Annotated in this window: 20 protein-coding genes and 1 pseudogene; 1 reads left to right on the forward strand and 20 read right to left on the reverse strand. The window is 44.4% G+C overall.

Annotated elements, in window-relative coordinates:
* Positions 1–31: 31 nt before the first annotated feature.
* The 10 genes and pseudogenes from fmt to ACXAFV_RS18185 all read right to left on the reverse strand — a co-directional run bounded on the left by fmt (position 32) and on the right by ACXAFV_RS18185 (position 10451).
* Positions 32–973 carry a methionyl-tRNA formyltransferase gene (fmt, locus tag ACXAFV_RS18140; protein ID WP_475128531.1) on the reverse strand — a complete coding sequence of 314 codons (942 nt, stop codon included), beginning with the start codon at positions 971–973 and terminating at the stop codon, positions 32–34.
* Positions 970–1455, reverse strand: a complete 486-nt coding sequence (gene def / locus ACXAFV_RS18145; RefSeq protein ID WP_475128532.1) for a peptide deformylase — start codon at positions 1453–1455, stop codon at positions 970–972. The genes fmt and def overlap by 4 nt, the downstream gene beginning before the upstream one ends.
* A 26-nt stretch (positions 1456–1481) precedes the next feature.
* The gene (gene priA, locus ACXAFV_RS18150; RefSeq protein WP_475128533.1) at positions 1482–3908 is read right to left on the reverse strand and encodes a primosomal protein N'; all 2427 of its coding nucleotides are present in this window, start codon (positions 3906–3908) and stop codon (positions 1482–1484) included.
* Positions 3892–5115: a bifunctional phosphopantothenoylcysteine decarboxylase/phosphopantothenate--cysteine ligase CoaBC gene (gene coaBC / locus ACXAFV_RS18155; protein ID WP_475128535.1), complete on the reverse strand. Its 1224-nt coding sequence runs from the start codon at positions 5113–5115 to the stop codon at positions 3892–3894. Before coaBC ends, priA begins: the two co-directional genes overlap by 17 nt.
* 139 nt (positions 5116–5254) lie before the next feature.
* A complete protein-coding gene (gene rpoZ, locus ACXAFV_RS18160) occupies positions 5255–5476 on the reverse strand; it encodes a DNA-directed RNA polymerase subunit omega (RefSeq protein WP_071617929.1) in 222 nt (73 codons plus the stop codon).
* Positions 5477–6091, reverse strand: coding sequence for a guanylate kinase (gene gmk / locus ACXAFV_RS18165; RefSeq protein ID WP_475128536.1), 615 nt, complete (start codon positions 6089–6091; stop codon positions 5477–5479). It lies immediately after the preceding gene.
* Complete coding sequence (remA, locus tag ACXAFV_RS18170; RefSeq protein ID WP_172248446.1) at positions 6092–6364, reverse strand: extracellular matrix/biofilm regulator RemA; 273 nt, start codon at positions 6362–6364, stop codon at positions 6092–6094.
* Between the two features lie 56 nt (positions 6365–6420).
* Positions 6421–7296, reverse strand: coding sequence for a YicC/YloC family endoribonuclease (locus ACXAFV_RS18175; RefSeq protein WP_475128538.1), 876 nt, complete (start codon positions 7294–7296; stop codon positions 6421–6423).
* A 184-nt stretch (positions 7297–7480) separates the two neighbouring features.
* Entirely contained in the window at positions 7481–10159 is a 2679-nt protein-coding gene (locus ACXAFV_RS18180) for a cation-translocating P-type ATPase (RefSeq protein WP_475128539.1), read from the reverse strand.
* A gap of 88 nt (positions 10160–10247) precedes the next feature.
* Positions 10248–10451 (reverse strand): annotated as a pseudogene (locus ACXAFV_RS18185) (hypothetical protein).
* 521 nt (positions 10452–10972) lie between these two features.
* On the opposite strand from ACXAFV_RS18185, the gene ACXAFV_RS18190 reads away from it, so the two are divergent.
* Positions 10973–12676, forward strand: coding sequence for an Rqc2 family fibronectin-binding protein (locus ACXAFV_RS18190; protein WP_475128540.1), 1704 nt, complete (start codon positions 10973–10975; stop codon positions 12674–12676).
* 122 nt (positions 12677–12798) lie between these two features.
* Here ACXAFV_RS18190 and pyrE read toward each other — a convergent pair whose 3' ends face one another.
* From pyrE to pyrR, 10 genes are all read right to left on the reverse strand, one after another.
* The gene (gene pyrE, locus ACXAFV_RS18195) at positions 12799–13422 is read right to left on the reverse strand and encodes an orotate phosphoribosyltransferase (RefSeq protein WP_475128542.1); all 624 of its coding nucleotides are present in this window, start codon (positions 13420–13422) and stop codon (positions 12799–12801) included.
* Positions 13423–14130 (reverse strand): orotidine-5'-phosphate decarboxylase, encoded by a 708-nt coding sequence (gene pyrF / locus ACXAFV_RS18200; RefSeq protein ID WP_475128543.1) that lies wholly within the window; start codon positions 14128–14130, stop codon positions 13423–13425.
* The gene (locus ACXAFV_RS18205) at positions 14102–15043 is read right to left on the reverse strand and encodes a dihydroorotate dehydrogenase (protein ID WP_475128544.1); all 942 of its coding nucleotides are present in this window, start codon (positions 15041–15043) and stop codon (positions 14102–14104) included. The genes pyrF and ACXAFV_RS18205 overlap by 29 nt, the downstream gene beginning before the upstream one ends.
* Positions 15040–15816, reverse strand: coding sequence for a dihydroorotate dehydrogenase electron transfer subunit (locus tag ACXAFV_RS18210; RefSeq protein WP_475128546.1), 777 nt, complete (start codon positions 15814–15816; stop codon positions 15040–15042). The genes ACXAFV_RS18205 and ACXAFV_RS18210 overlap by 4 nt, the downstream gene beginning before the upstream one ends.
* Positions 15813–19025 (reverse strand): carbamoyl-phosphate synthase large subunit, encoded by a 3213-nt coding sequence (carB, locus tag ACXAFV_RS18215; protein ID WP_475128547.1) that lies wholly within the window; start codon positions 19023–19025, stop codon positions 15813–15815. Before carB ends, ACXAFV_RS18210 begins: the two co-directional genes overlap by 4 nt.
* Entirely contained in the window at positions 19018–20109 is a 1092-nt protein-coding gene (locus tag ACXAFV_RS18220; RefSeq protein ID WP_475128549.1) for a carbamoyl phosphate synthase small subunit, read from the reverse strand. Before ACXAFV_RS18220 ends, carB begins: the two co-directional genes overlap by 8 nt.
* On the reverse strand, positions 20106–21392 hold the full coding sequence (locus ACXAFV_RS18225) for a dihydroorotase (RefSeq protein WP_475128550.1): 1287 nt from the start codon (positions 21390–21392) through the stop codon (positions 20106–20108). The genes ACXAFV_RS18220 and ACXAFV_RS18225 overlap by 4 nt, the downstream gene beginning before the upstream one ends.
* A gap of 15 nt (positions 21393–21407) precedes the next feature.
* Positions 21408–22286: an aspartate carbamoyltransferase catalytic subunit gene (locus tag ACXAFV_RS18230; protein WP_475128552.1), complete on the reverse strand. Its 879-nt coding sequence runs from the start codon at positions 22284–22286 to the stop codon at positions 21408–21410.
* A gap of 145 nt (positions 22287–22431) precedes the next feature.
* The gene (locus tag ACXAFV_RS18235) at positions 22432–23796 is read right to left on the reverse strand and encodes a uracil-xanthine permease family protein (RefSeq protein WP_475128554.1); all 1365 of its coding nucleotides are present in this window, start codon (positions 23794–23796) and stop codon (positions 22432–22434) included.
* Positions 23797–23910: 114 nt separating this feature from the next.
* On the reverse strand, positions 23911–24456 hold the full coding sequence (pyrR, locus tag ACXAFV_RS18240; protein ID WP_446246263.1) for a bifunctional pyr operon transcriptional regulator/uracil phosphoribosyltransferase PyrR: 546 nt from the start codon (positions 24454–24456) through the stop codon (positions 23911–23913).
* Between the last annotated feature and the right edge of the window lie 246 nt (positions 24457–24702).

Genomic DNA, 24702 nt, shown 5'->3' on the forward strand with positions numbered 1-24702 from the left:
TTCCCTCACGCTTTTCTTATGTTTACTCATATTATTCTCCTAACTTCATTCCTTCTTCTAAATGCGAGCCTGCTCCACGAAGGTAATCCACTGCACTCATCCTTTTCTTACCTGAAGGCTGCAGATCTGTTATCTTTATTGCTGTCTCGTTTCCGGTGGATACGACAAATCCGTCCTTTTTCACCTCGATGATTTCCCCCGGATTTGAAGAATGACTGCTTACTTTTTCTCCCCACCAAACCTTCATTACCGTTCCACCCACTGTGGTATAGGCAACAGGCCAAGGGTGCATCCCCCTGATATGGTTATAAATGTCTTCGCCCGTTTTCGTCCAATCGATCTTTTCTTGTTCTCTCTTGATATTTCTGGCGAAAGTCGCTTTTGAGTCGTCTTGTTTTTTCGGGGTAAGCTTTCCGGATAATAAGTCAGGCAATGTGTCTATCAACAGCTTGGAACCCGCAGCACTCAGTTTGTCGTGAAGTGTTCCCACATGGTCTTTTTCTTCGATCTCAACTTCAACCTGGCTGATCATATCACCTGCATCCAGTTTTTCCACCATATACATGATGGTTACACCGGTTTTTTCCTTGCCTTGAATAATAGAATAGTGTATCGGGGCTCCGCCTCTAAGTTCAGGAAGCAGGGATGCATGAACATTAATACATCCGTGTTCTGGTGCTTCCAGCAATTCGTTCGGAAGGATCTGACCGAAGGCTGCAGTGACGATAAGGTCTGGATTCAAGGCCAGTATTTCATCCAAATCTTGTTGATTTCTGATTTTCTCAGGCTGATACACCGGGATTCCGTACTTCATTGCCTCCGCTTTAACAGGAGGCGGTGTCATTACACGCTTTCTCCCTACAGGCCGGTCCGGCTGTGTAACCACCGCAATAACTTCATATTCAGCATTCAGTAAAGCCTGTAAAACCGGTACTGAAAAATCTGGTGTTCCCATAAAAACGATTTTTGTCATTCAACCTCATACCCTTCTAATTCTTCTTCTGTAACATATTTCTCTATTTTCGTTGTGAAAAGAATTCCATGTAAATGATCTATTTCATGCTGTATGGCACGTGCCAAAAAATCCTTGGCTTGAAATTCCAGGATTTTCCCTTTTCTGTTATACGTACGCACTTTAATAGAGAACGGCCTCGTGACCTCTCCATATAATCCCGGAAAACTTAGGCAGCCTTCAAGATCTGTCTGGGTTCCATCCCTATCTATAATTTCAGGATTGATCAGTTCAATTGTACCGCTCTCATCCCCGATATCGACAATGGCCACCTGCAGGTCAACACCTACTTGAGGCGCTGCCAAACCCACGCCGTCTGCTTCAATCATCGTGTCATACATATTGCTCAATAGTTTTTTTAATTTCTTATCAAATGCAGTTACCTGTTCACATTCTTTTTCCAAGATCGGATCAGGATGCATTACAATTGGAAGAATCGCCATTTATATCCTCGACTTTCTATATAGCTTTACATCATCATATAAGGATTCACATCAATCGAGATGGATAACCCCCCAGATGCATATTGTTGTTGAAATTGATCCAGCACTGTTTTAAGTGTTGGTGCCAGATTCGGTTCCCGCTTGTATTTTATCAAACATTGGTAACGATATCTATTTTTTATCCGGGGAATAGGAGAAGCAGCCGGTCCGAGAATAACAGTTGATTCCGACAGGCGTGAACGTACAAAACCTGCCAGTTTCTCAGCGATGCCGACGACTTTCATCAGGTCTTCATGACTCAGAGTGATCAATGTTATGAAATAAAATGGGGGATACGCACCCATTTTCCTCATCATCATCTCCTGCATATAAAAGCGGTCATAATCATGCTCGGACGCTAATTCAATCGAATAATGTTCCGGGGTATAGGTTTGAATGACCACTTCCCCAGGCAGTGTGTGCCTGCCAGCCCGTCCGCTTACCTGGGTCAATAGCTGAAAAGTCTTCTCGGCAGCTCGAAAATCTGGTAAATGCAGCATGGTATCGGCACTTAATACACCGACCAGTGTGATATTTGGGAAATCGAGGCCTTTAGCGATCATCTGAGTGCCAAGAAGGATATCCGCTTTTCCTTCACCGAATGAAGTCAGCAGCTTTTCATGCGAGCCCTTCCTGCTGGTTGTATCCACGTCCATCCGGATGATTCTTGCACCGGGTAAAAGTTTATTAAGCTCCTCTTCCACTTTTTGGGTTCCGGTCCCGAAATAACGGATATGCTCACTGGTACATTCAGGACAAGTATTGGGCACACTCTCTTCATAACCGCAGTAATGGCACTTCATTCCATTAGAAAAACGGTGGTATGTCAGCGAAATATCACAATTCGGACATTGCACGACGAAACCGCAATCCCGGCACATGATAAATGAAGAGTGACCTCTTCTGTTTAGGAATAGGACTGTCTGTTCACCTTTTTCCAATCGGGTTTGAAGCTTGTCAAAGAGTTCTTTGGAGAACATCGAACGGTTCCCGCTCCTTAATTCTTCTCTCATATCCACGATCGATACTTTTGGAAGGTCTCCATCATTCATCCGTCTATTCAATGTCAATAGTTGATAGACCCCTTTTGAAGCACGGGCGAATGACTCCAATGAAGGAGTCGCGCTCCCAAGGATGACGGGGCACTGGTGGTTTTCCGCTCTGTGAACAGCCACATCCCTTGCATGATAGCGGGGATTTTCTTCTTGTTTATAGCTCGTCTCGTGTTCCTCATCGATGATGATGATCCCGAGGTTTTCAAATGGGGCAAAAATAGCTGATCTTGCGCCCACTACCACTTTTACTTCTTTCCGCTGGATCTTTCTCCATTCGTCATACTTTTCCCCTACCGACAATCCGCTGTGCAGCACAGCAACGTCATCTCCAAACCTTCCTTTGAAGCGATGGACCATTTGCGGGGTGAGGGAAATTTCAGGAACCAGTACAATCGCTTCTTTTCCTTCGTCCAATACCCGCTGGATCGATTGTAGATAAATTTCAGTTTTTCCGCTGCCTGTCACTCCATATAAGAGGAACGTCTGATGAAGGGATTGATCGATTTTTTCCATAATGGGCTCGATGGCTTCAGCCTGCTGCTCGGTCAAATGTAATGGCGAAGTCTTTTCAAACGCCCTGTTTTCAAAAGGATCACGGTATACCTCTTCATCTTTTTCAATCAGCAATCCTTTTTTAACCAATGCCTTGATTGAAGAAGCAGTCGTTCCAGCTTCTTCAATGAGTTCATTGAGAAGCATCCCGCCTCCCGGTTTTGCAGTACGTCCAATATATTCCATGATTTCCTTTTGTTTGTTCGCTTGAGGCGGTAGGCCTTCGAGCAGCTCTTGAAGCTGATCTTCCGGGAAATTCGGGAAGATTTTCTTAACCGTCTTTTTCTTCGCTTTGGCTTTGACTTTATAAATGACGTCGACCATCCCTTTTTTGACCTGCTTCTGAATAAGGGGTAGATAGCCGGCTTCCTCTACCGACTTCCAGGAAATCTCACTGCCTTTTTTAAATAACCGGCTTAATGGCTCGGGAATTTCTTCGATTTGGATCGATTCTTCCAGACGAAAAAACTTTTCATATTTGGCTTTCATAGCTGCTGGGAGCATCGCCTGGAATGCTGATATCTTAAAACATAAGGTTTTGTCAGTCAGCCAGTTCCCCAAAGATAATAGTTCTTCGTTCAGCACCGGAACTAAATCCATGGGTTCTGAAATAGCCTTCAGCTTTGAAACTTCTCCTTTTTCTTTGAGCTCAATCACAAATCCCTGAATTTTCCGCGGACCAAAAGGCACGACCACTCTCATACCAGGTGAAATTCTGCCCAGCCAATCATCAGGAACAAGATAATCGTACGTCCGGTCTGTCTGCATTGCGGGAACATCGACAATGACACTAGCTACGTTCTTCATGCTTACCCCTCATTTGCTCTATTGCTTCTTTAAAAATTTCCTTTGCAGCTTCCTCTTTCGTAAGCAGCGGCAAATGACGTACAGAATCTACTGTGATAATGGATACTTTGTTTGTATCTGTACCAAATCCTGAACCCGTTTCCTTCACGTTGTTCGCTACAATCATATCGGCATTTTTTTTATGAAGCTTTGCTTTGGCGTATTCCTCGACATTTGTTGTTTCTGCTGCAAATCCGATTAAAAATTGCCCATCTTTCTGTTCACCCAGGCTCTTGAGGATATCCCTGGTCCGTTCAAATTCAAGTACCAGGTTACCGTCTTTTTTCTTTAATTTTTCATCCAGTATTTCTCTTGGACGATAGTCTGCGACTGCAGCACTTTTCACGACAATATCCGCTTGTTGGAACACGGAGTGAACAGCCTCATACATTTCTTCTGCTGAATTCACCTCAACTAGGTGAGCACCTGCAGGCGGTGATAAACTGGTCGGACCAGAAATCAGTGTCACATCGGCCCCCAGGTGCAAAGCGGCCTTTGCTAATGCATATCCCATTTTTCCGGTGGAACGGTTCGAGAAGAAGCGGACGGGATCTACCATTTCTCTTGTTGGACCTGCTGTAATGACAATTCGTTTCCCTTTTAATAGAGATTTTTCGCTCTTTGACTGGGTAAAGTGCCCGTGTATGATTTCAACGATCTTTTCAGGCTCTTCCAGCCTGCCTTTCCCAACATAACCACAAGCCAAGTATCCTTCGCTCGGTTCAATGAAACGGCAGCCGTCTTCAAACAATGTCTGAATATTTCTCTGCACTGCAGGATGATCATACATATGTACATTCATAGCCGGGGCCACCCATACAGGTGCATTGGTTGCCAGCAGTGTGGTCGAAATCATGTCATCCGCAATACCATTCGCAAGCTTTCCGATTATGTTGGCAGTGGCCGGCGCAACCAGAATGAGATCCGGCCAATCGGCCAAGTCAATATGTGCTATTTTAGAAGAATCTTTTTCATCAAACGTATCCCAATAGACATCTTGTCTGGATAGGGCCTGAAACGTAAGAGGTGCTACAAATTTCCGGGCGGATTCTGTCATGATGACCTTTACTTCCGCTCCGCTTTGCACAAGCTTACTTGTTAAGGCTGCAGCTTTATAAACCGCAATTCCGCCCGTTACACATAATAGGATTTTTTTCCCCTGATTCATCGATCTTCCCCCAGTACCTTTATACTTCCTTATATTATGAAGGATTTTCACTTAAAAAGAAAATAGGGCTGTCCCAAAAAGATTAAGATAAATCTCCTGGGTCAACCCTCTGTTTTTTCATAAAGTTGAAATGCTTTTTTTACTCATCTGAGTAAACAGCTTTTTCGTCTCTTTCTTTCATGGATAATTGACCTGCATGTATTTCTTCAAGCGCTTTCCCTACAAATTTTTGTGAAGAATACTTATCCAGGCGGAAATCTCCGGTATCCTGCAGATTTCTTGCACGCTTTGCCGCGACACTTACTAAGGAATATTTAGAATCAATCTTTTTCATCAATGAGTCAATGGATGGGTATAACATCTATTCAACCTCCAGCATTTTAATATATCGTTGTTGAACTCGTTCTCTTTTGCAATGCTCGGCCTGCACGATCGAGTTGATTTTTTCTACAGCATTTTCAATCTTGTCATTCTCCACAATATAATCGTAAAGATTCATCATTTCAATTTCTTTTCTGGCAGTGTTCAATCTTCCTTGAATGACTTCATTTGTTTCAGTCCCTCTTGTTACAAGACGGTTTTGAAGTTCTGAAAGGCTTGGAGGTGCCAGGAAAATAAATAATCCTTCCGGGAACTTATCACGTACCTGCTGTGCGCCCTGCACTTCAATTTCCAAGAAGACATCTTTGCCGTTGTTGATCGTCTCACGGACATAGTCGACTGGAGTGCCGTAATAGTTTCCTACAAATTCAGCATATTCGAGCAGTTTCCCCTGTTCGATCAGTGCTTCGAATTCTTCTCTTGATTTAAAGAAATAGTCAACTCCATCTACTTCTCCCTCCCGCGGCTTACGGGTTGTCATTGAAATGGAGTATTCAAATTTCGTATCTTCTTGGGAAAAAATCGCTTTACGCACTGTTCCTTTTCCTACTCCAGATGGGCCGGAAAGTACGATCAGCAATCCTTTTTCATTCATTTATTTACCCTGCCCTTCTTCTTGCAAATCCTCTTTATCAGTTAAGCGGTGAGCAACGGTTTCTGGTTGAACAGCCGATAATATCACATGATCACTATCGGTAATGATGACTGCCCGTGTTCTTCTTCCGTATGTAGCATCCACTAAAGTACCCCGGTCTCTTGCATCTTGAATCAGACGCTTGATCGGCGCAGATTCAGGACTGACAATCGAGATGATCCGGTTGGCTGATACAATATTTCCAAATCCTATATTGATGAGCTTAATAGACATGACGCTCCTCCTAATCAATAGCTTAGTTTCTCCGTATTCTGAATAAACTAAACTTCTTATTCAACATTTTGTACTTGTTCCCTAAGCTTTTCCAGCGTAGATTTCAACTCTACCACGGAAGCCGTGATGTTTGAATCATTCGCTTTCGAACCAATGGTATTTACTTCCCTGTTCATCTCCTGAATCAAAAAATCAAGCTTTCGGCCAACGGGCTCACTCAAACTCAATGTGGAGTGAAAATATTGGATATGGCTCTTCAAGCGGGTCAATTCTTCGGTTATATCCGATTTATCGGCCATGATGGCCACTTCATTCAACAAACGGTTTTCATCGATTGAGCCTTCGCTATATTCCAACATTTTCTTTTTAAGTCTTTCCCTGTATTCAATGACAACGTTCGGTGCAAAACTGGTTAACTCGGAAACTTTTTGTTCGAAATGACTCAGATGGGCATGGAAATCCTCCTCAAGTGCCTTCCCTTCCTGCATCCTCATTTCCTTCAAATCCCTGGCAGCCATGATCACGGCATCCAGTACCAATTGTTCAAGCTCTTCGTTTTCTTCTTCCATTTCTTCAATCGTGATGAACTCTTCTCTTGATAATAATTGATTTAACTCAACGTCACCCTTCAATGAGAAACTATTCTTTACTTCATGTACTAACTGATAATAATCTCGAATGAGCTTCCAGTCAATATGCAGGTTTCTATGAACGAGTCCATCTCCAGTAATAGTAATGAAAATATCCACTTTTCCTCTTTTAATGAATTCTGAGACCTGCTTTTTGATTTTTTCTTCAAGCTTCATCAACTGCCGCGGCAGTCTGATATAACATTCATGGTATCGATGATTCACCGATTTCATTTCGACTGTTATTGTATGTAGTTCAGAATCCAGCTTACTTCTTCCAAAGCCTGTCATGCTGACAACCATTACGATCACTTCCAATCTGTATGTGTATTAGTGTATGTAATGTTGTTCGTTTATGTATAAAATCCCCCGGCTATCATAGAGGGTGGGAATCATTTGAAAATCCCCTAAGATGAACAGTCGGAATATATGAAAAAAGGTAATAGAGGACGAAACTCTATTACCTTTTGGATTATACCACAATTAACTATTTTTTTCTTGCAAAAAATGACCCCGCCAGTAAAAAGGTAGGCACAGAACTGAGACCGATGATCAGCATCCAATCCTTTAACTCTATCGGAACCGTATGGAAGATGGGCTGAAGGGTCGGGATGTAAATGACCAGTAGCATCAGGACTAGCGATGATATGACGGCCCAAACCAAATACATATTTCCAAATGGATTCCTTGAGAAAACCGACACTTCACTCCGGCAGTCGAAAACATGGATCAATTGAGCCATTACTAATGTAGCAAAGGCCACAGTTTGAGCATAAGCAAGATGATCAGGGTGCGCTTTGTAAGCAAGGATGAACGCCAGCAAAGTGACGAGTCCAATCAAGAATCCCCTTGAAACGACTTTCCAACCCAACCCTCTGGAAAACACACCTTCATTCATATTCCTCGGCTTTCTCTTCATCACATCATCTTCAGGCTTATCAAGTCCGAGTGCCATGGCAGGAAGCCCATCTGTCACCAGATTGACCCAAAGGATTTGAATGGGAACAAGCGGAAGAGGTAATGCTAGCAGCATCGCAAATAACATGACCAGGATCTCCCCTACATTAGATGCAAGCAGATATCTGATGAATTTACGGATGTTTTCATATATATTGCGGCCTTCCTGAATGGCAGATTTAATCGTAGCAAAATTATCATCGAGAAGGACCAGGGAAGAAGATTCCTTGGCAACATCGGTACCTGTTATCCCCATAGCCACTCCGATATCCGCTGACTTGATTGCAGGGGCATCATTCACCCCATCACCTGTCATCGCGACTACATGACCCCTGTTTTGTAATGCCTTGACAATCTTCAATTTATGCTCCGGGGTAACGCGTGCAAATACAGAGACATCTTCAACCACTTCCTGAAGTTCTTCGACGTCCATCTCATTCAACGCTTTTCCATCCAGCACTTTGTCATTTCTTTTCAGGATTCCTAATTGAGCAGCGATTGCTTTTGCGGTCAGGAGATGATCCCCTGTGATCATGACCGTTTTGATGCCCGCAGACTTACACTCCCTGACAGCTTGTTTTACTTCTGGCCTTGGCGGATCGATCATTCCTTGAAGTCCGATGAATGTGATCCCTTCTTCCACATCTTTCTCACTCATAGATTCGGCCTTTATTCCATTTAAAGGCTTGTAACCGATTGCGATATTGCGCAGTGCGTTGGAAGACATTTCACTGATCGCAGTATCTACCCTTTGGGATAATTCACTAGTTTTGAATTGCAGTTTGTCATCCCACAGTATGGACTCACTATTCGCTGCAAGCACATCCGGTGCACCCTTCGTTACCGAAAATTGTTTGCCGTTTTGATCGATTACGATGACGCTCATCATTTTCCGGGTCGAATCGAATGGAAACTCTTTGACGATTTTAAACTTTTGTAACAAAGCATCCCGATTTAATCCAGCTTTTATCCCTGCTACCAGAAGAGCTCCCTCTGTTGGATCACCATTTACCGTGAAACTGTCATCCCTCGTGACAAGCTCTGCATGGTTGCAGAGCATACCAAACGTCAGTAATTGATTGAGGGCTTTTTGATTGTGAGGTGAAACCCTTTCCTCTCCACTGTAAAATTGCCCATCAGGTTCATACCCGGTACCCGTCACAGACCAGTTCCTGCCTCCGCTCCAAAGATGGGTTACGGTCATCTTATTCTGAGTGAGAGTGCCGGTTTTATCTGAACAGATGACTGAGGCGCACCCCAACGTTTCAACAGCTGGGAGCTTTCTTACAATCGCCCTCTTTTTGATCATTCTCTGTACGCCGAGTGAAAGAGCGACAGTCACTATGGCAGGCAGCCCTTCTGGAATGGCTGCCACCGCCAGCGACACACCCGCCAGAAACATGGTATAGATATCATGACCTTGGATCACACCTACTCCCACAACCAATGCTGTGAGAATCAACGCAACTGTTATAAGTATTTTCCCTAATTCTTCCAACCTTTTTTGTAAAGGGGTGATCATTGATTCCGCTTTTTGAAGCATGTCAGCAATCTGCCCCATCGCCGTCTTCATTCCAATTGCCGTTACAACCCCCACACCGTTCCCTCTCGTGATCATCGTCCCCATAAAGGCCATATTTTCTAAATCTCCAAGACTGATATGATCTCCCGTCACAGGAGAGGTGGACTTCGATACAGGTACGGATTCTCCGGTCAACGCTGACTCTTCAATTTCTAAATTATTGGCATCTATCAAGCGGACATCCGCTCCTATGCGGTCACCACTTCCAAAGCGGATGATATCCCCTACAATCACTTCCTTGGAAAGGATTTTCACCCAGCTTCCGTCTCTCAGAACTGTCACTTGAGGAGCTGACAGCTCTTTGAGCGCCTGAAGCGATTTTTCGGCTTTCCTTTCCTGGAAGAACCCGAGGAATCCATTTATTAGTACGATTGCAATGATGGCAACCGCATCAATATATTCACCCAGCAGTCCCGATATGAGGGTGGCTGCGAGCAGAACAAGCACCATGAAGTCTTTAAATTGGCTGAAGAACAATAATAAATTTGATTGTTTCTCTGCTTCTTCAAGCTGGTTATAACCGAATTGTTTCCTTCTCTTGGATACATCTTCTGCTGACAGACCATTGTTATAATCGGTATTTAGTGACTTTTCTATATCTTCCTGTCTCATCTCATGATATTTCATTCAACCAATTCACTCTCCTCCTACAATAACGAAAAGTTGTTCTTCTCTTAGCATTCTTATTCAGACTCGTCCTAAAAAATGATATGATTTAGATATGAATTTTAGGCTTGGCTGAATTAGTCACCACTACTTGTAAAAAGAAAGTGTCTGTGTCGATCACCGCTGTTAATTTCCGTGCAAGACTTCGCTTTCCGCGGGCGGTTGGTGAGCCTCCTCGTCGCTAAAGCTCCTGCGGGGTCTCACCTAACGCGCTTTTCCCGCAGGAGTCTTCGTCTTTCACTCCAATTAACAGCTGGAGACGGTAAGATATTAAGAATGAGCTTAACTTAGTGCAAAACTTGTTAGTAATGCAGGATTAGAGGCAAATGTTTTAAAAAATATTAATGATAATTATTTTTTCAGGTTGCTCTTCTTAAGAGAAACGGTTGGTTTCCTCTATTGAAAAATACAGAGTGGATTGGAGCGGAAGGCACTTGACTCCGACGGGAATTAGAGGAAAAGTCGAGACTTGTCCAGCTCCGGCGGTTAGCCCCTCGAGCTCATAAGCTAAACGGACCAAGAAGGCAAAGAACGCCTTCCCGGTCCATTCATCTTATGCTTGTCGGGGCTGTGCGAACCGCCTACACTTTTCTAACCCACAGGCGGAACGTCGAGGAGGCTCGACTTCCTCCCCGGGGAATCTTGTGCCTGCAGCGGAAAGAAACGGACAGTGTTTTTTCTTGAAGTTCGATATTAAACAGCTGTAAATCAAGAAAATTAATAAGATACTTAATAGAAAATATAAAATACGTTATTTTGAAGAGGATGTTGGTTATGTCATTTGATGGATTGTTTACTAGAGCTATGACGTTGGAATTGAAGGATGAGGTTGTGAATGGAAGGATCAATAAGATTCATCAGCCTTATAAAAATGAAATCATCATGATCGTACGTGCGAACGGTAAGAATCATAAGCTCCTTTTATCAGCTCACCCGAGTTATTCAAGAGTTCAGCTTACTAAAGAAGATTACGAGAACCCGGCAGTCCCACCTATGTTCTGTATGCTTCTTCGCAAGCATTTGGAAGGATACATCATTGAAGATATCAGACAATCGGAGCTGGACCGGATGATTGTATTTGAAGTTAAAGGAAGAAATGAAATAGGTGATGTTTCTTATAAGCAGTTGATCATTGAAGTGATGGGAAGACACAGTAATATCATTTTGGTCGATAAAGAAAGAAACATGATCCTTGACAGCATAAAACATATCTCTCCTAGCATGAATACTCACCGTACCTTATTACCGGGGCATGAGTATATCATGCCGCCGAAGCAGGACAAGGGAAATCCCCTGGAAGCAACGACTGAAGATGTGCTGAGGGCACTTGACTTCAATGCAGGGAAGCTGGATAAACAAATCGTGCAGTCATTCGCAGGGATCTCTCCGTTGTTTGCCAAAGAAGTCATCCACCATGCCGGTCTGGGTAAACAGGATGCAATCGCTCAGTCCTTCCTTGATTTAATTGTTAAATCGAAAGAAAATCAAGTGTCCCCAACGCTCATAATCGGGGAGAAAGAGGTATTCTACTGGACGGCCCTTGAACACGTGGAAGGGGAACAGCTCTCCTTTTCTTCGTTAAGTGGATTACTTGATCGTTTCTTCCATCAAAAAGCGGCCAGGGACCGTGTGAAGCAACAAGGAAATGATCTGGAGCGGTTTATCCGGAATGAACGGGATAAAAACGTAAATAAAATTGAAAAATTGAAACAAACATTAAAGGATGCCGAGCAGGCTGACCGCTATCAGCTATTAGGAGAACTCCTTACTTCAAACCTTTATGCTGTGGAAAGAGGAATGACTGAAGTCAGCGTAGTGAATTACTATGACGAGGATGGCGGCAGCATCACCATCCCGCTTAATCCACAGAAATCACCTTCTGAAAATGCTCAGCTTTATTTCTCCCGCTATCAAAAAGCCAAGAATGCGATTGAAATTGTTAACGAGCAAATCAAAATTGCAGAAGAGGAGATCATTTATCTGGAGCGGTTAATGCAACAGCTGGAATCAGCATCAACCAAGGATGTTGAAGAAATCCGTGAAGAACTAGAAGAAGAAGGCTATCTTAGAGCCCGGAAACAATCGAAAAAGAAAAAAGCAAATGTGAAGCCTGTACTGGAAAAATATATTTCAAGCGACGGCACACAAATCTTAGTAGGTAAAAATAATAAACAAAATGACTATTTAACGAATAAAGTCGCCGGCAAGGATGACATCTGGCTCCATACAAAAGATATACCAGGTTCTCATGTTGTCATCAAAAGTCATGAACCTTCCGAGCAAACAATCAAGGAAGCGGCAAATATCGCTGCCTATTTCAGCAAAGCAAGGGAGTCTGGTTCCGTTCCAGTCGATTTCACCGCCGTCAAACAGGTTAAGAAGCCAAAAGGGGCAAAGCCCGGCTTTGTCATTTATGAAGGTCAGCAAACAGTATATGTCACACCAAACCTTGACTTGGTTCGTTCACTTAAAGAATGATGCAAAAAGCGCTTTTACCACATCCCCCGGTAAAAGCGCTTTTTTGTTTCACGTTGCCGTTTGAAGAATCGCCGCTTGGATAAAGTGGCTGACTTCAATATATGATGTCGAGCTTCTTTATTCTAATTACCCCATGCTTCGGGATTTTCTCTCCATTTATTCAATTCTTCCAAATCTTCTTCCCTGATGATTGAACGTTGAAGTGCCACTTGAAGTAAACTGGAGTAATCCGATAAGGCATGAACATTTATTTTATGTTCTTCAAGCATCTCTTTGCCTTTTCCAAGTTCGTATGTGAAGATGGCAGCAACTCCCAATACCTCACACCCAGCTTCTCTTAATGCTTCTACTGCAGTGATGCAGCTGCCCCCAGTTGAAATCAGGTCCTCAACCACCACTACTTTTTGTCCTGCAGCGACTTTTCCTTCTATTTGATTTCCCTTTCCATGTGCTTTAGCTTTGGATCTGACATAACACATTGGGAGGTTTAATTTCTCACTTACCCAGGCTGCATGCGGAATCCCTGCTGTTGCTGTACCTGCTATCACTTCTGCTTGGGGAAAGTGCTCTTTTATCATCTCTGAAAGGCCGCTTGAGATGTCATTTCTCACCGAAGGGTAGGACATCGTTAAACGGTTATCACAATATATCGGCGACTTTATCCCGGATGACCATGTAAAAGGTTCTGCAGGATTTAAAAAGACAGCTTCAATGTCTAATAGTTTTTTGGCAGTTTCTTGTTTCATTTAAAAGCCCTCCCATTCTCTTACAACTTGCTGATATGCGAGTTGTGGATCATCTGCTTTCGTGATGCTTCTTCCGACAACTATTAGCGATGACCCCAATTCTTTTGCTCTTTCAGGGGTAGTAATTCTTTGCTGATCTCCTTTATCATCGTCATGCAGTCTGATTCCCGGGGTGACCCTTAAAAACCCCTCCCCGCAAGTTTCCCTGATCAGATGTGCCTCATGAGGTGAACATACCACTCCATCCAGCCCTGCCTGTTTTGCGAGACTGGCATAATGCAAGACTGAATCATTGATTGAGCTAGTAATCAGTTGTTCCTCCCTCATCTGCTTTTCTGATGTGGATGTTAATTGGGTCACTGCGATCAGTTTTGCACGATTCTGATTTGATGAACTGCCAGCCTGAAGGCCTTCCAAAGCTTTTTCCATCATGTCACTCCCCCCTGCAGCATGGACATTGAGCAGTTCGAGATCATATTGAGCAAGACCTTTCATTGCCCCGTAAACTGTGTTGGGGATATCATGAAGTTTCAAATCAAGGAATATACGGTGATTTTTCTCCAGTATCTTTTCGATGATGATCGGGCCATTTTGAAGATACAATTCCATACCAACTTTTACATTCAAACTCTCATTGAACAATTCCAGAAATGAAGAAGTATCTTGCCACGTCGGAAAATCAAGAGCTATAAATGGTTTTTGATTCATTCTTTCCCCAGCTCCTTCCAGTAAGATTGGAAATATGATCAACTCCAAGTTCATCGAGCAATCCAGGAAGTTCGTTAATGATCCGCTGACACACAAAAGGATCGACGAAGTTTGCAGTACCAACTGCAACAGCACTCGCTCCTGCGTAAAAATATTCAATGACGTCTTCAGCTGTTTGAATGCCGCCCATTCCTATAATCGGGAGGTCAACAGCCTGGCTTACTTCATAGATCATCCTGATGGCAACAGGTTTGATCGCCGGTCCGGATAACCCTCCTGTTTTGTTGGCCAATACCGGCTTGGCTGTTTTGATATCCAGTCTCATTCCGAGAAGAGTATTGATCATCGTCAAGCCGTCAGCTCCGCCTGCCTCAACTGCCTTCGCCATTTCAACAATATTGGACACATTTGGGGAAAGCTTTACATAAAGCGGAACCTCAGACACTTCTTTGACTCTTTTCGTTAATTCCTGTGCCACATCAGGAATGGTCCCGAATGCAATTCCGCCCGTTTTAACATTCGGACAAGAGATATTCAGCTCAAGTGCTTTTACATTGGGAGCGGTAGAAATTTCTTTTGCCACTTCCACATAATCTTCCATTTGTGATCCGGCAACATTTGCGATGATCGGTACATCGAACCTGGAAAGCCACGGCAGTTCATTTTCCATGACCCCATTGAGACCCGGGTTCTGAAGCCCGATTGCATTTAACATCCCTGCATTAGTCTCTGCTACACGCGGAGTCGGGTTCCCGAAGCGCGGCTCTTCAGTTGTTGCCTTTATCATGATCGCACCAAGTTCGCTTAAATCATAGAATTGACTGTACTCGCGCCCAAATCCGAAACAGCCAGACGCGGGCATGATGGGATTCTTCAGCGATAATCCTGGTAATTCAACCTTCAGTCTTCTCATAATTGCACCACCCCTGCAGGAAATACCGGTCCATCACTGCATACCTTTACATAGCTGTGGCCATCCGGATCATCTTGTTTGTGACAGACGCATGCAAAACATGCGCCGATTCCGCAGCCCATTCTCTCCTCTAAGGATATGGAACCAGATTTCATTTCTAATTTGGATTCTAATGCTTTAAGCATCTGTGTCGGTCCGCAAGAAAAATACTCATCAAAAGCTGGTGCTTCACTTTGGATGACATCTGTGACAAATCCTTTCGTACCCAAGGATCCATCCACTGTAGCGACAAATGTTTCACCTAGTTCCTGAAAGCGTTCTGCATAAAAGCTGACAGACTGATCTTGAAAACCTAGAATATGTTTCACTTCCCAGCCCCTTGAGACCAGACTTTTGGACAGACCGTAGAGGGGAGGAACACCGATTCCCCCTCCTACCAGTAATGCAGTCTTGTTTTTACCCTCCGCGACTGAGAATCCATTTCCAAGAGGGCCTAATACGTCGACTGTTCCTCCGATATCGACAAGGGAAAGAAGCTTCGTCCCCTTGCCTTCCGCGCGGTAAATCAACGTCATCGTTTGTTCTTCTCGATTGTGGGCTGCGATGGAGATCGGCCGCCTTAGCAAAGGGTCGATTCCGGTACCGACTTTCACATGGACAAATTGTCCCGGGGCCGTGATTTCATTCACTAAATCCCCGTTCAGGACCATTTCGAATATGTTTTTTGCAATCTGTTCATGGGAAACCACTGTCATCTGGTCGTTTACGATCATTGATGGACCGCCTCTCTTTTCCCCTGCTGTGCTGGCAGTGCATCCGCCGAGAAGGTCATTGATTCGATTACTCGTAAAATGGCCTCTGCTGTATCCAATGAAGTTAGGCAAGGAACTCCATTTTCCACTGATTCACGTCGGATCCTGAAACCATCACGGGCTGGCTGTTTCCCTTTCGTAAGCGTGTTGATGACAAGCTGCGTCTCTCCGCTTTGAATGATATCAAGCAGTGTGGGACCATCAGAACCGATTTTATCTACTTCCTTAACAGCGATGCCTTCCTTCGTTAAATACTCAGCTGTCCCTTTTGTAGCCAAGATCCCATAACCTATATTGACGAAGCGTTTAGCTAATAACACCGCTTCTTCCTTGTCTTTATCTGCCACTGTCATCAGGACGGATCCGTACTCCTTCATTTCCATTCCCGCTGCGACCATTCCTTTGTACAGAGCTTTCTCCAAAGTTAAGTCTTTCCCCATGACTTCCCCTGTGGATTTCATTTCAGGGCCCAGCGTGATATCGACTCTTCTCAGCTTTGCAAAAGAGAATACCGGGACTTTCACATATACTCCTTGCTTTTCAGGTATTAAGCCTGATTCGTAACCCTGCTCCTTCAAGGAAACTCCGAGTATCGCTTTTGTTGCCATATTGGCCATCGGAACATTCGTGATCTTACTGATGAATGGCACCGTCCGGCTCGATCGCGGATTCACTTCCAGGACAAAAATTTCACCTTTGGAGATGACATATTGAATGTTAAGCAGGCCGACAATATTCAATCCTTTTGCCAGGCGGGTTGTGTAGTCCACTAATGTTTCCTTTTGTTCCTGTGTCAGCTGCTGCGGTGGGTACACTGCAATGGAATCCCCCGAATGGACGCCTGCCCTTTCAATATGTTCCATGATTCCCGGGACAACGACATCGACTCCGTCTGAAATCGCATCGACTTCAATCTCTTTCCCGATCAAATATCTGTCGATCAGTACCGGGTGCTGGGGATTTACTTTTACCGCATTTTCCATATAGTGGAGGAGCTCTTCTTTTCTGTACACTATTTCCATCGCTCTCCCGCCAAGTACGTAAGAAGGTCTTACCAATACCGGATACCCGATGGATTCTGCTATTTCAAGCGCTCCTTCTACAGATACGGCTGTTTTTCCTTCTGGCTGCGGAATCCCTAATTCGTTGAGTGTCTGTTCGAATTTGTCGCGATTCTCGGCACGGTCGAGATCCTCAAGTGAAGTCCCAAGAATCGTGACTCCCCTTTTTACCAATTCCTCTGCCAGGTTAATCGCCGTCTGCCCTCCAAATTGGACCACAACCCCTTTAGGCTTTTCTAAATCAATAATGTGCATCACATCTTCCACCGTAAGAGGCTCGAAGTATAACTTATCTGAAATACTGAAATCCGTTGATACCGTTTCAGGATTATTATTTACGATGATCGCTTCATATCCTGCTTCTTTTATCGCCCAAACTGAATGGACTGTCGCGTAATCAAATTCCACTCCCTGACCGATTCGGATCGGCCCTGATCCCAGAACGATGACACTTTCACTATCTGTGACTTTAGATTCGTTTTCTTCCTCATAAGTTCCATAGAAATAAGGTGTTTCTGATTCGAACTCGGCTGCACAGGTATCGACCATCTTATACACCGGGAAAAGGCTATTTTCTTTTCTCCACTGATAAACTTCATTTTCAGCAGCGCCCCAAAGCTTTGCGACAGTGATGTCAGAGAAGCCCATACGTTTTGCTTTTTCAGCAAGTTTCACGTTAAACGGATGGTCCCTTAATTCTCTTTCAAACTCTACAATTCTATTCATTTTATATAAGAAGAAGAGGTCGATCTTGCTCCATTCATGAATCGTTTCTATCTTCACTCCTCTTCTGAGTGCTTCGCCTACATAGAAAAGACGTTCATCACCAGCTTTGCGGATCCTTTTCTCAATCCACTGATCCGTCATCTGGTCAGCACCGCTTAACTCGATGTGATACGTATTGCTCTCGAGGGAGCGGACCGCCTTCAACAGCGATTCTTCGAATGTTCTTCCGATCGCCATCACTTCGCCTGTTGCTTTCATTTGGGTACCGAGATTTCGTTTGGCTGCTTCAAACTTGTCAAACGGCCAGCGCGGAATCTTCGTTACCACATAATCAAGGGCCGGTTCAAAGGCTGCGTACGTTTTACCGGTAACAGGGTTCATCATTTCATCCAGTGTCAGTCCTACAGCGATCTTCGCGGCAAGCTTGGCAATCGGATAACCGGTTGCTTTTGAAGCAAGAGCGGATGAACGGCTCACCCTAGGGTTCACTTCGATGATGTAATACTGGAAGCTGTCGGGATCCAATGCGAGCTGAACGTTACATCCTCCCTCTATCCCAAGTGCACGGATGATTTTCAAGCTGGTGTTTCTGAGCATTTGATATTCCCTGTCACTTAAGGTCTGACTCGGAGCCACCACGATTGAATCCCCTGTATGGATTCCCACAGGATCGATGTTTTCCATGTTACACACTACGATTGCGTTATCGGCCCCATCTCTCATAACCTCGTACTCTATTTCTTTATATCCTGCGATACTCTTCTCAAGAAGGCATTGTGTCACAGGGCTGTATTTCAATCCGGAGCTTACGATTTCAATCAATTCTTCTTCGTTGTGGCAGATACCTCCACCAGTGCCTCCAAGTGTGTAAGCAGGTCTAACGATGACCGGGAAGCCGACTCCATCGACAAAATGAAACGCTTCTTCCACACTGCGGATGATCTCGCTCTCCGGTACCGGCTCATGGAGCTCATTCATCAGATTCCTGAATAGATCACGATCTTCCGCTTTTTCAATGGCAGATAGTTTTGTTCCGAGTATTTCAACTCCGCATTCGTCTAATACCCCAGATTTTGAAAGCTCAACAGCCAGATTCAAGCCAGTCTGTCCCCCGAGTGTCGGAAGGATTGCATCCGGGCGTTCCTTACGTATGATCCTGCTCACAAATTCGAGTGTGAGGGGCTCTATATAGACTTTGTCAGCCATTTCAGCGTCTGTCATGATTGTTGCCGGGTTGGAATTGACCAATATGACACGGTAACCTTCTTCTCTAAGGGCGATACAGGCCTGAGTCCCTGCATAGTCGAATTCCGCCGCCTGTCCTATGATGATCGGTCCGCTTCCAATTACTAAAATGCTTTTAATGTCTGTACGTTTAGGCATGTTGAAGCTCCTTTCTTTTCTCATCTTCCATTAAGTTCATGAAATCATCGAATAAGTAATTTGAATCCTCCGGTCCTGGTGATGCTTCCGGGTGATATTGAACAGTGAATGCAGGGTAGTCAAGGTGTTTCAAACCTTCCACCGTGCCGTCATTGATGGCAATATGAGTGACTTCAAGTCTTGTTCCTGCCAGCGATTTTTCTTCCACAGCATAACCGTGGTTTTGCGAAGTCAACGCTACTTTACCGGTTTTCAAGTCTTTCACCGGATGATTGCCTCCGCGATGGCCGAACTTCATCTTGAAAGAATCCCCTCCAGAAGCCAGTGCGAACAGCTGATGGCCCAGGCAGATTCCGAATAGCGGGATTTCGCCAATCAGTGCCCTGACCGTTTCAATTGCTTGAGGCACGTCCTTCGGATCTCCAGGTCCATTCGACAGCATGATTCCATCCGGCTGCAGCCTGCGAATCTCTTCTGCTGATGTATCGTAAGGAACGACGATGACGTCGCAATTCCGTTTATTCAGCTCTCTTAATATGCCGTGTTTCATCCCAAAATCCATCAGGACCACTCTGAATCCTCTTCCGGGACTGGCATAAGCCGTTTTTGTCGAAACTTGTTTTACTTGATCGTGTCTTAATGAGGTTGCGTGCAGCTTTTCAAGCACTTCTTCTTTATCTAATTCAGCAGAACAAACGATTCCTTTCATTGCTCCATGCTGTCTGATGATCCTTGTTAATTTTCTGGTATCGATACCAGCTATACCAGGAATGCCCTTCACTTTTAATAACTCATCCAACGTTGATTCATTTCTCCAGTTCGACGGAAAGTCAGCTACTTCCCTTACGATGAATGCCTTGATGGCAGGAGTGATCGATTCAAAGTCGTCCCGATTGATGCCGTAGTTGCCTACTAAAGGATACGTTAATGTAACCAGCTGTCCGCAATAGGATGGATCCGAAAGAATTTCCTGATAGCCTGTCATGCTTGTGTTGAATACAACTTCTCCAATAGAATCTTCATTTGCTCCAAAACCTTCTCCAATGAATACTGTCCCATCGTCTAATATGAGTTGTCTTTTCATTCTTCATTTCCTCCTTTTCCCCATACAAGGGATCCTTGATAAAAAGTGGCTGCCGGCCAGCCTTTACATTCCCAGCCTTTGAATGGAGTGTTCTTACCTTTAGATAAAAATTCGTCTGTATCAATGGCTTCCTGTTTTGATAAATCGATTAGGGTGAAATCTGCATCCCCTCCCACTTCAAGACGTCCAAATGGAAGATTGAATGCCGAGCTCGGTTTAATCGTCATCCATTCAATCAACTGCTTCAGTGTGAAAATTCCTTTTTCGACAAAGTTTGTATAGAGCAGCGGGAATGCTGTTTCGAGTCCTACGATCCCAAATGGTGCAAGCTGCATCCCTTCTGACTTCTCAGATTCTGTATGCGGAGCATGATCTGTAGCGATGAAATCAATCGTTCCATCCAATAATCCTTCGATTAAAGCCTCTTGGTCCTCTTTGCCTCTAAGCGGAGGATTCATCTTAAAGTTCGGATCAAGACCCGGGATATCATCTTCACATAGAAGAAGGTGATGCGGTGTTACTTCCGCAGTGACGTTGATTCCTGCCTTCTTTGCGTCCCTAACCACCCTTACTGACTCTTTCGTCGAAATATGACACACATGGTAGTGAACGCCTGCTGCTTCAGCCAGTAACACATCCCGTGCAATATGTACGGCTTCACATACAGATGGAATTCCAGCGATATCGTGTTTTCTTGAAAACTTCCCTTCGTGTACCGCTCCCTTGTTGATTAATGTATTCTCTTCACAGTGAGCAACAATCGATGCACCGGTGCTTGCCGCCTTTTTCATTGCTTGGAGCATCATTCCTGCAGATTGAACCCCAACTCCGTCATCCGTAAATGCAAATGCCCCATTTCTTTTTAAGGAAGCTAAGTCATTCAGACTCTTACCTGTCTGCCGTTCTGTAATCGCTGCGTAAGGTAAGACCCGGATGCTGGCTGTTTCTGCAATCCTCTCATTTAAGAATTGCAGTGTTTCTTCTGAATCTGGTACAGGTCGCGTATTCGGCATTGCTGCAATTGTTGTGAAGCCCCCTCTTGCCGCTGCTTTCGTACCCGTTTCTATCGTTTCTTTATGTTCTCCGCCTGGTTCCCTCAAATGAACATGCAGGTCGACAAACCCAGGAGAGATCAACAATCCTTCAGCTTGGAATTCTTGATGACCGCTGTTGTCGAGATTTTGACCCATTGCGGTGATTTTATTCCCTTGAAGCTTAATATCGATTTTCTCAAGTTCACCGTTTTCTTTTAAGATATTTGCATTTCGAATGAACCAATTCATCTTACATTCCCCCAATTAGTTGTTATCCAGTGCCCTTTTCAATACAGCCATTCTTACAAATACACCGTTTTCCATCTGCTTAAAAATTCTTGATTTATCGCATTCCACCAATGAATCGGCAATTTCAATCCCACGATTTACTGGGGCAGGATGAAGGATGATTCCGTTATCTTTCATTCTTTCTTTTCTGCTTACCGTCAGCCCGAAGCTTTCGTGATATTGTTCTCTTGTAAGATTCGAAGTGCTTCTATGGCGTTCATGCTGGATTCTTAAAAGCATAACTGCGTCCGATGTCGCCACACTTTCATCAACCGTCATATACTGATTCTGATATTCAGGCGGGAACCATTCACGGGGACCTGAGAAAACGACTTCAGCTCCCAATTTCCTCAGAGCCTCGGCATTTGAACGCGCTACCCGGCTATGTGCAATATCCCCGATGATCGCCACTTGAAGATTTTCAAATCCCCCAAATTCCTGACGTATGGTCATAAGATCCAATAAGCATTGAGTCGGATGATTCCCGCAGCCGTCGCCACCGTTGATCACCCTTATCTTCAAGCCTGCCAGTTCATCAAAGTATCGCTCGAGTGTATGTCGGATGACAACCGTTTCAACCCCTATCGCTTCCAAGGTCCGTACTGTGTCGTAAAGTGTTTCCCCTTTTTGGACACTCGAAGTATGTGCCTCGAATGGGATGATCTCTAGTCCCAGCTTCCTTTCTGCCATTTCAAAACTGCACTTGGTACGCGTACTTGCTTCAAAGAAAAGGTTCGCCACATATTTATTTGACCCTTTGTCCCAGGCCTCCCCTTCCTTGAACCGTTCAGCCTGGTCAAGGATGTCGATGATTTCTTCTTTCGTTAATTCATTCATTGTCAATAAGTTCTTCACGATGAACCCCTCCTAAAAAAACCACCTTGCCATTGATGCGACAGGGTGGTTTTGAACATGCTTCTTAAGACTTTGAGAGTATAGATCTCCCTTGTCCCGTTCAATTCACCCTTGTAGACTCTCTGGACTAACTTAAAAGGTGTTTCTATGCAACTTCATTTTTTGAAGAGTGTTCTTCTTCAAAGAGATTATGATTTCCTTCAGCTTCTTTTCTTCCAGGTAAGACCAGGTTCAGCACTACTCCCACAATCGCTGCTAGCGCCATGCCTGATAATGAAACCTCATCACTCACTTTCACGAATGCGCCGCCAACCCCGATTACCAGGATTACTGAAGAGATCACCAGATTCCGCTTGTTTCCGAGATCCACTTTGTTATCGATCAGCATTCGAAGTCCGCTTGAAGCGATGATTCCAAACAAGAGGATCGAGACACCGCCCATTACCGCTGACGGAATCGAGCTGATCAATGCAGTGATCTTTCCGATGAATCCGAATGTGATGGCAAGCACCGCTGCGCCGGCTATGACGAATACACTGAAAACGCGTGTTATGGCTAAGACTCCAATGTTTTCACCATAAGTTGTATTCGGAGGCCCTCCAATCAAGGAGGCAATCACTGTTGCTACTCCGTCTCCGAGAATCGAACGATGAAGGCCTGGTTTTTCAACGAAGTTCCGGCCGACAACCTTGCTTAATACCATCTGGTCTCCAGTATGTTCTGCCAACGTTACCAGGGCTACCGGCACCATGATTGATACGATTTCCCATGAAAAGCTTGGTGTATAGTTTACAAAAGGTATGAAGAAGTCCGGCATTTGAAAAACCGGAGCATCGATCACTTTTTGAAAGTCAACCAGTCCTGCGAGTACCGCAATGATATAGCCGCCGACGATACCTGCAAGAATCGGTACCATCCCAAGGAACCCCTTGAAGTAAATCGAGAATATGATGGTGATGGCCAGTGTAGCCAGTGCCACCATGAAATGAGTGTTGCTATAAACCAGGTTCTCTGCCCCTGGATTTTCATACATTGCCATGTTGACTGCCGTACCTGCCAGTCCCAGACCGATCACCATGATAACCGGTCCGACCACGATTGGAGGCAGGATGCGAACCAGCCATTTTAACCCCAGCTTTGAAATAAGCAGTGCGACGATCCCGTAGACAATCCCAGCCATGAAGCTTCCCATCATGGCTGCTTCCGGTCCGCCGAAGCTTTTAGCTGCAAGAATCGGTGCGATGAATGCAAACGATGAGCCTAGGTACGCGGGGATTCTCCCTTTTGTGATGAGCAGGTACGCTAAAGTTCCCAATCCACTTGAAATCAGTGCAACCCCGGGACTCAACCCTACCAGGAAAGGAACCAGTACTGTTGCTCCGAACATCGCGAATAGATGCTGTATGCTTAATGTGAGCCATTTTCCTGGATTCGGTCTTTCTTCTACATCAAGTACTGCTTTTTGATTTTCATTCATTACTTGTTCCTCCCTTGATTCTGTTTTTCCCATAAAAAAACCCTCTTTGTACTGTAAGAGGGTACAAAGAGGGTATAAGAAGTCCGTGGTGCACTTCATTCCCATCCTTTGTCAGCCTCTCTGGACCAATTTTAAAAGGATTATGCTTTATTCATTTTCGTGTATCGTTACTTGTTCCTCTCCGTCTACTTCAGAGAGCGAGACCATAATTTTTTCTGAACTTGAAGTTGGAATATTCTTTCCTACAAAATCTGCTCTGATCGGGAGTTCCCTGTGACCTCTGTCTACAAGGACCGCTAATTGAATCTGACTCGGACGCCCTCTGTCCATAAGAGCATCGAGCCCTGCTCTTACTGTTCTTCCCGTAAATAATACGTCATCGACAAGAATGACTTTTTTATTGGTGATATCCACCGGCAGATCCGATCCCTTCACTTCCGGTTCATTATCTGCTGTTTTTTTGCTGAGATCATCTCTGTACAGTGTGATGTCAATTTCACCTACAGGGATCTCTTCTCCCTCGATATCGTGAATGCGTTCAGCCAAGCGGTTGGCAATGTGGATTCCCCTGGTTTTGATGCCGACGAGAACACAATTTTCAATACCTTTATTTCGTTCGATGATTTCGTGGGCAATCCGTGTCAATGCCCTTCTGATGGCAGGCTGATCTAACACCGTAGCTTTCTTTGTCATTACTGCACCTCTTTTCACTCTCTTATCATTTTATAATCGGTTATCATGTAACTGCTCTATACTCAGCTTCCCGGTTTAATCTTGATTGTAAACGCTGATCCAATAAAAAATCCCTCTCACCGTTGGATGAGAGGGCACACTTATCGTATATAATCATTGCACGCCAAAGTATTGTCGTACATGCTCCTTCTCAGCCTCACGGGACCGTATTAAAGGTGTTATTCAATTAACCTAATGGTACAGGTT

It is taken from the genome of Rossellomorea sp. ABR4_012, from assembly GCF_056159545.1.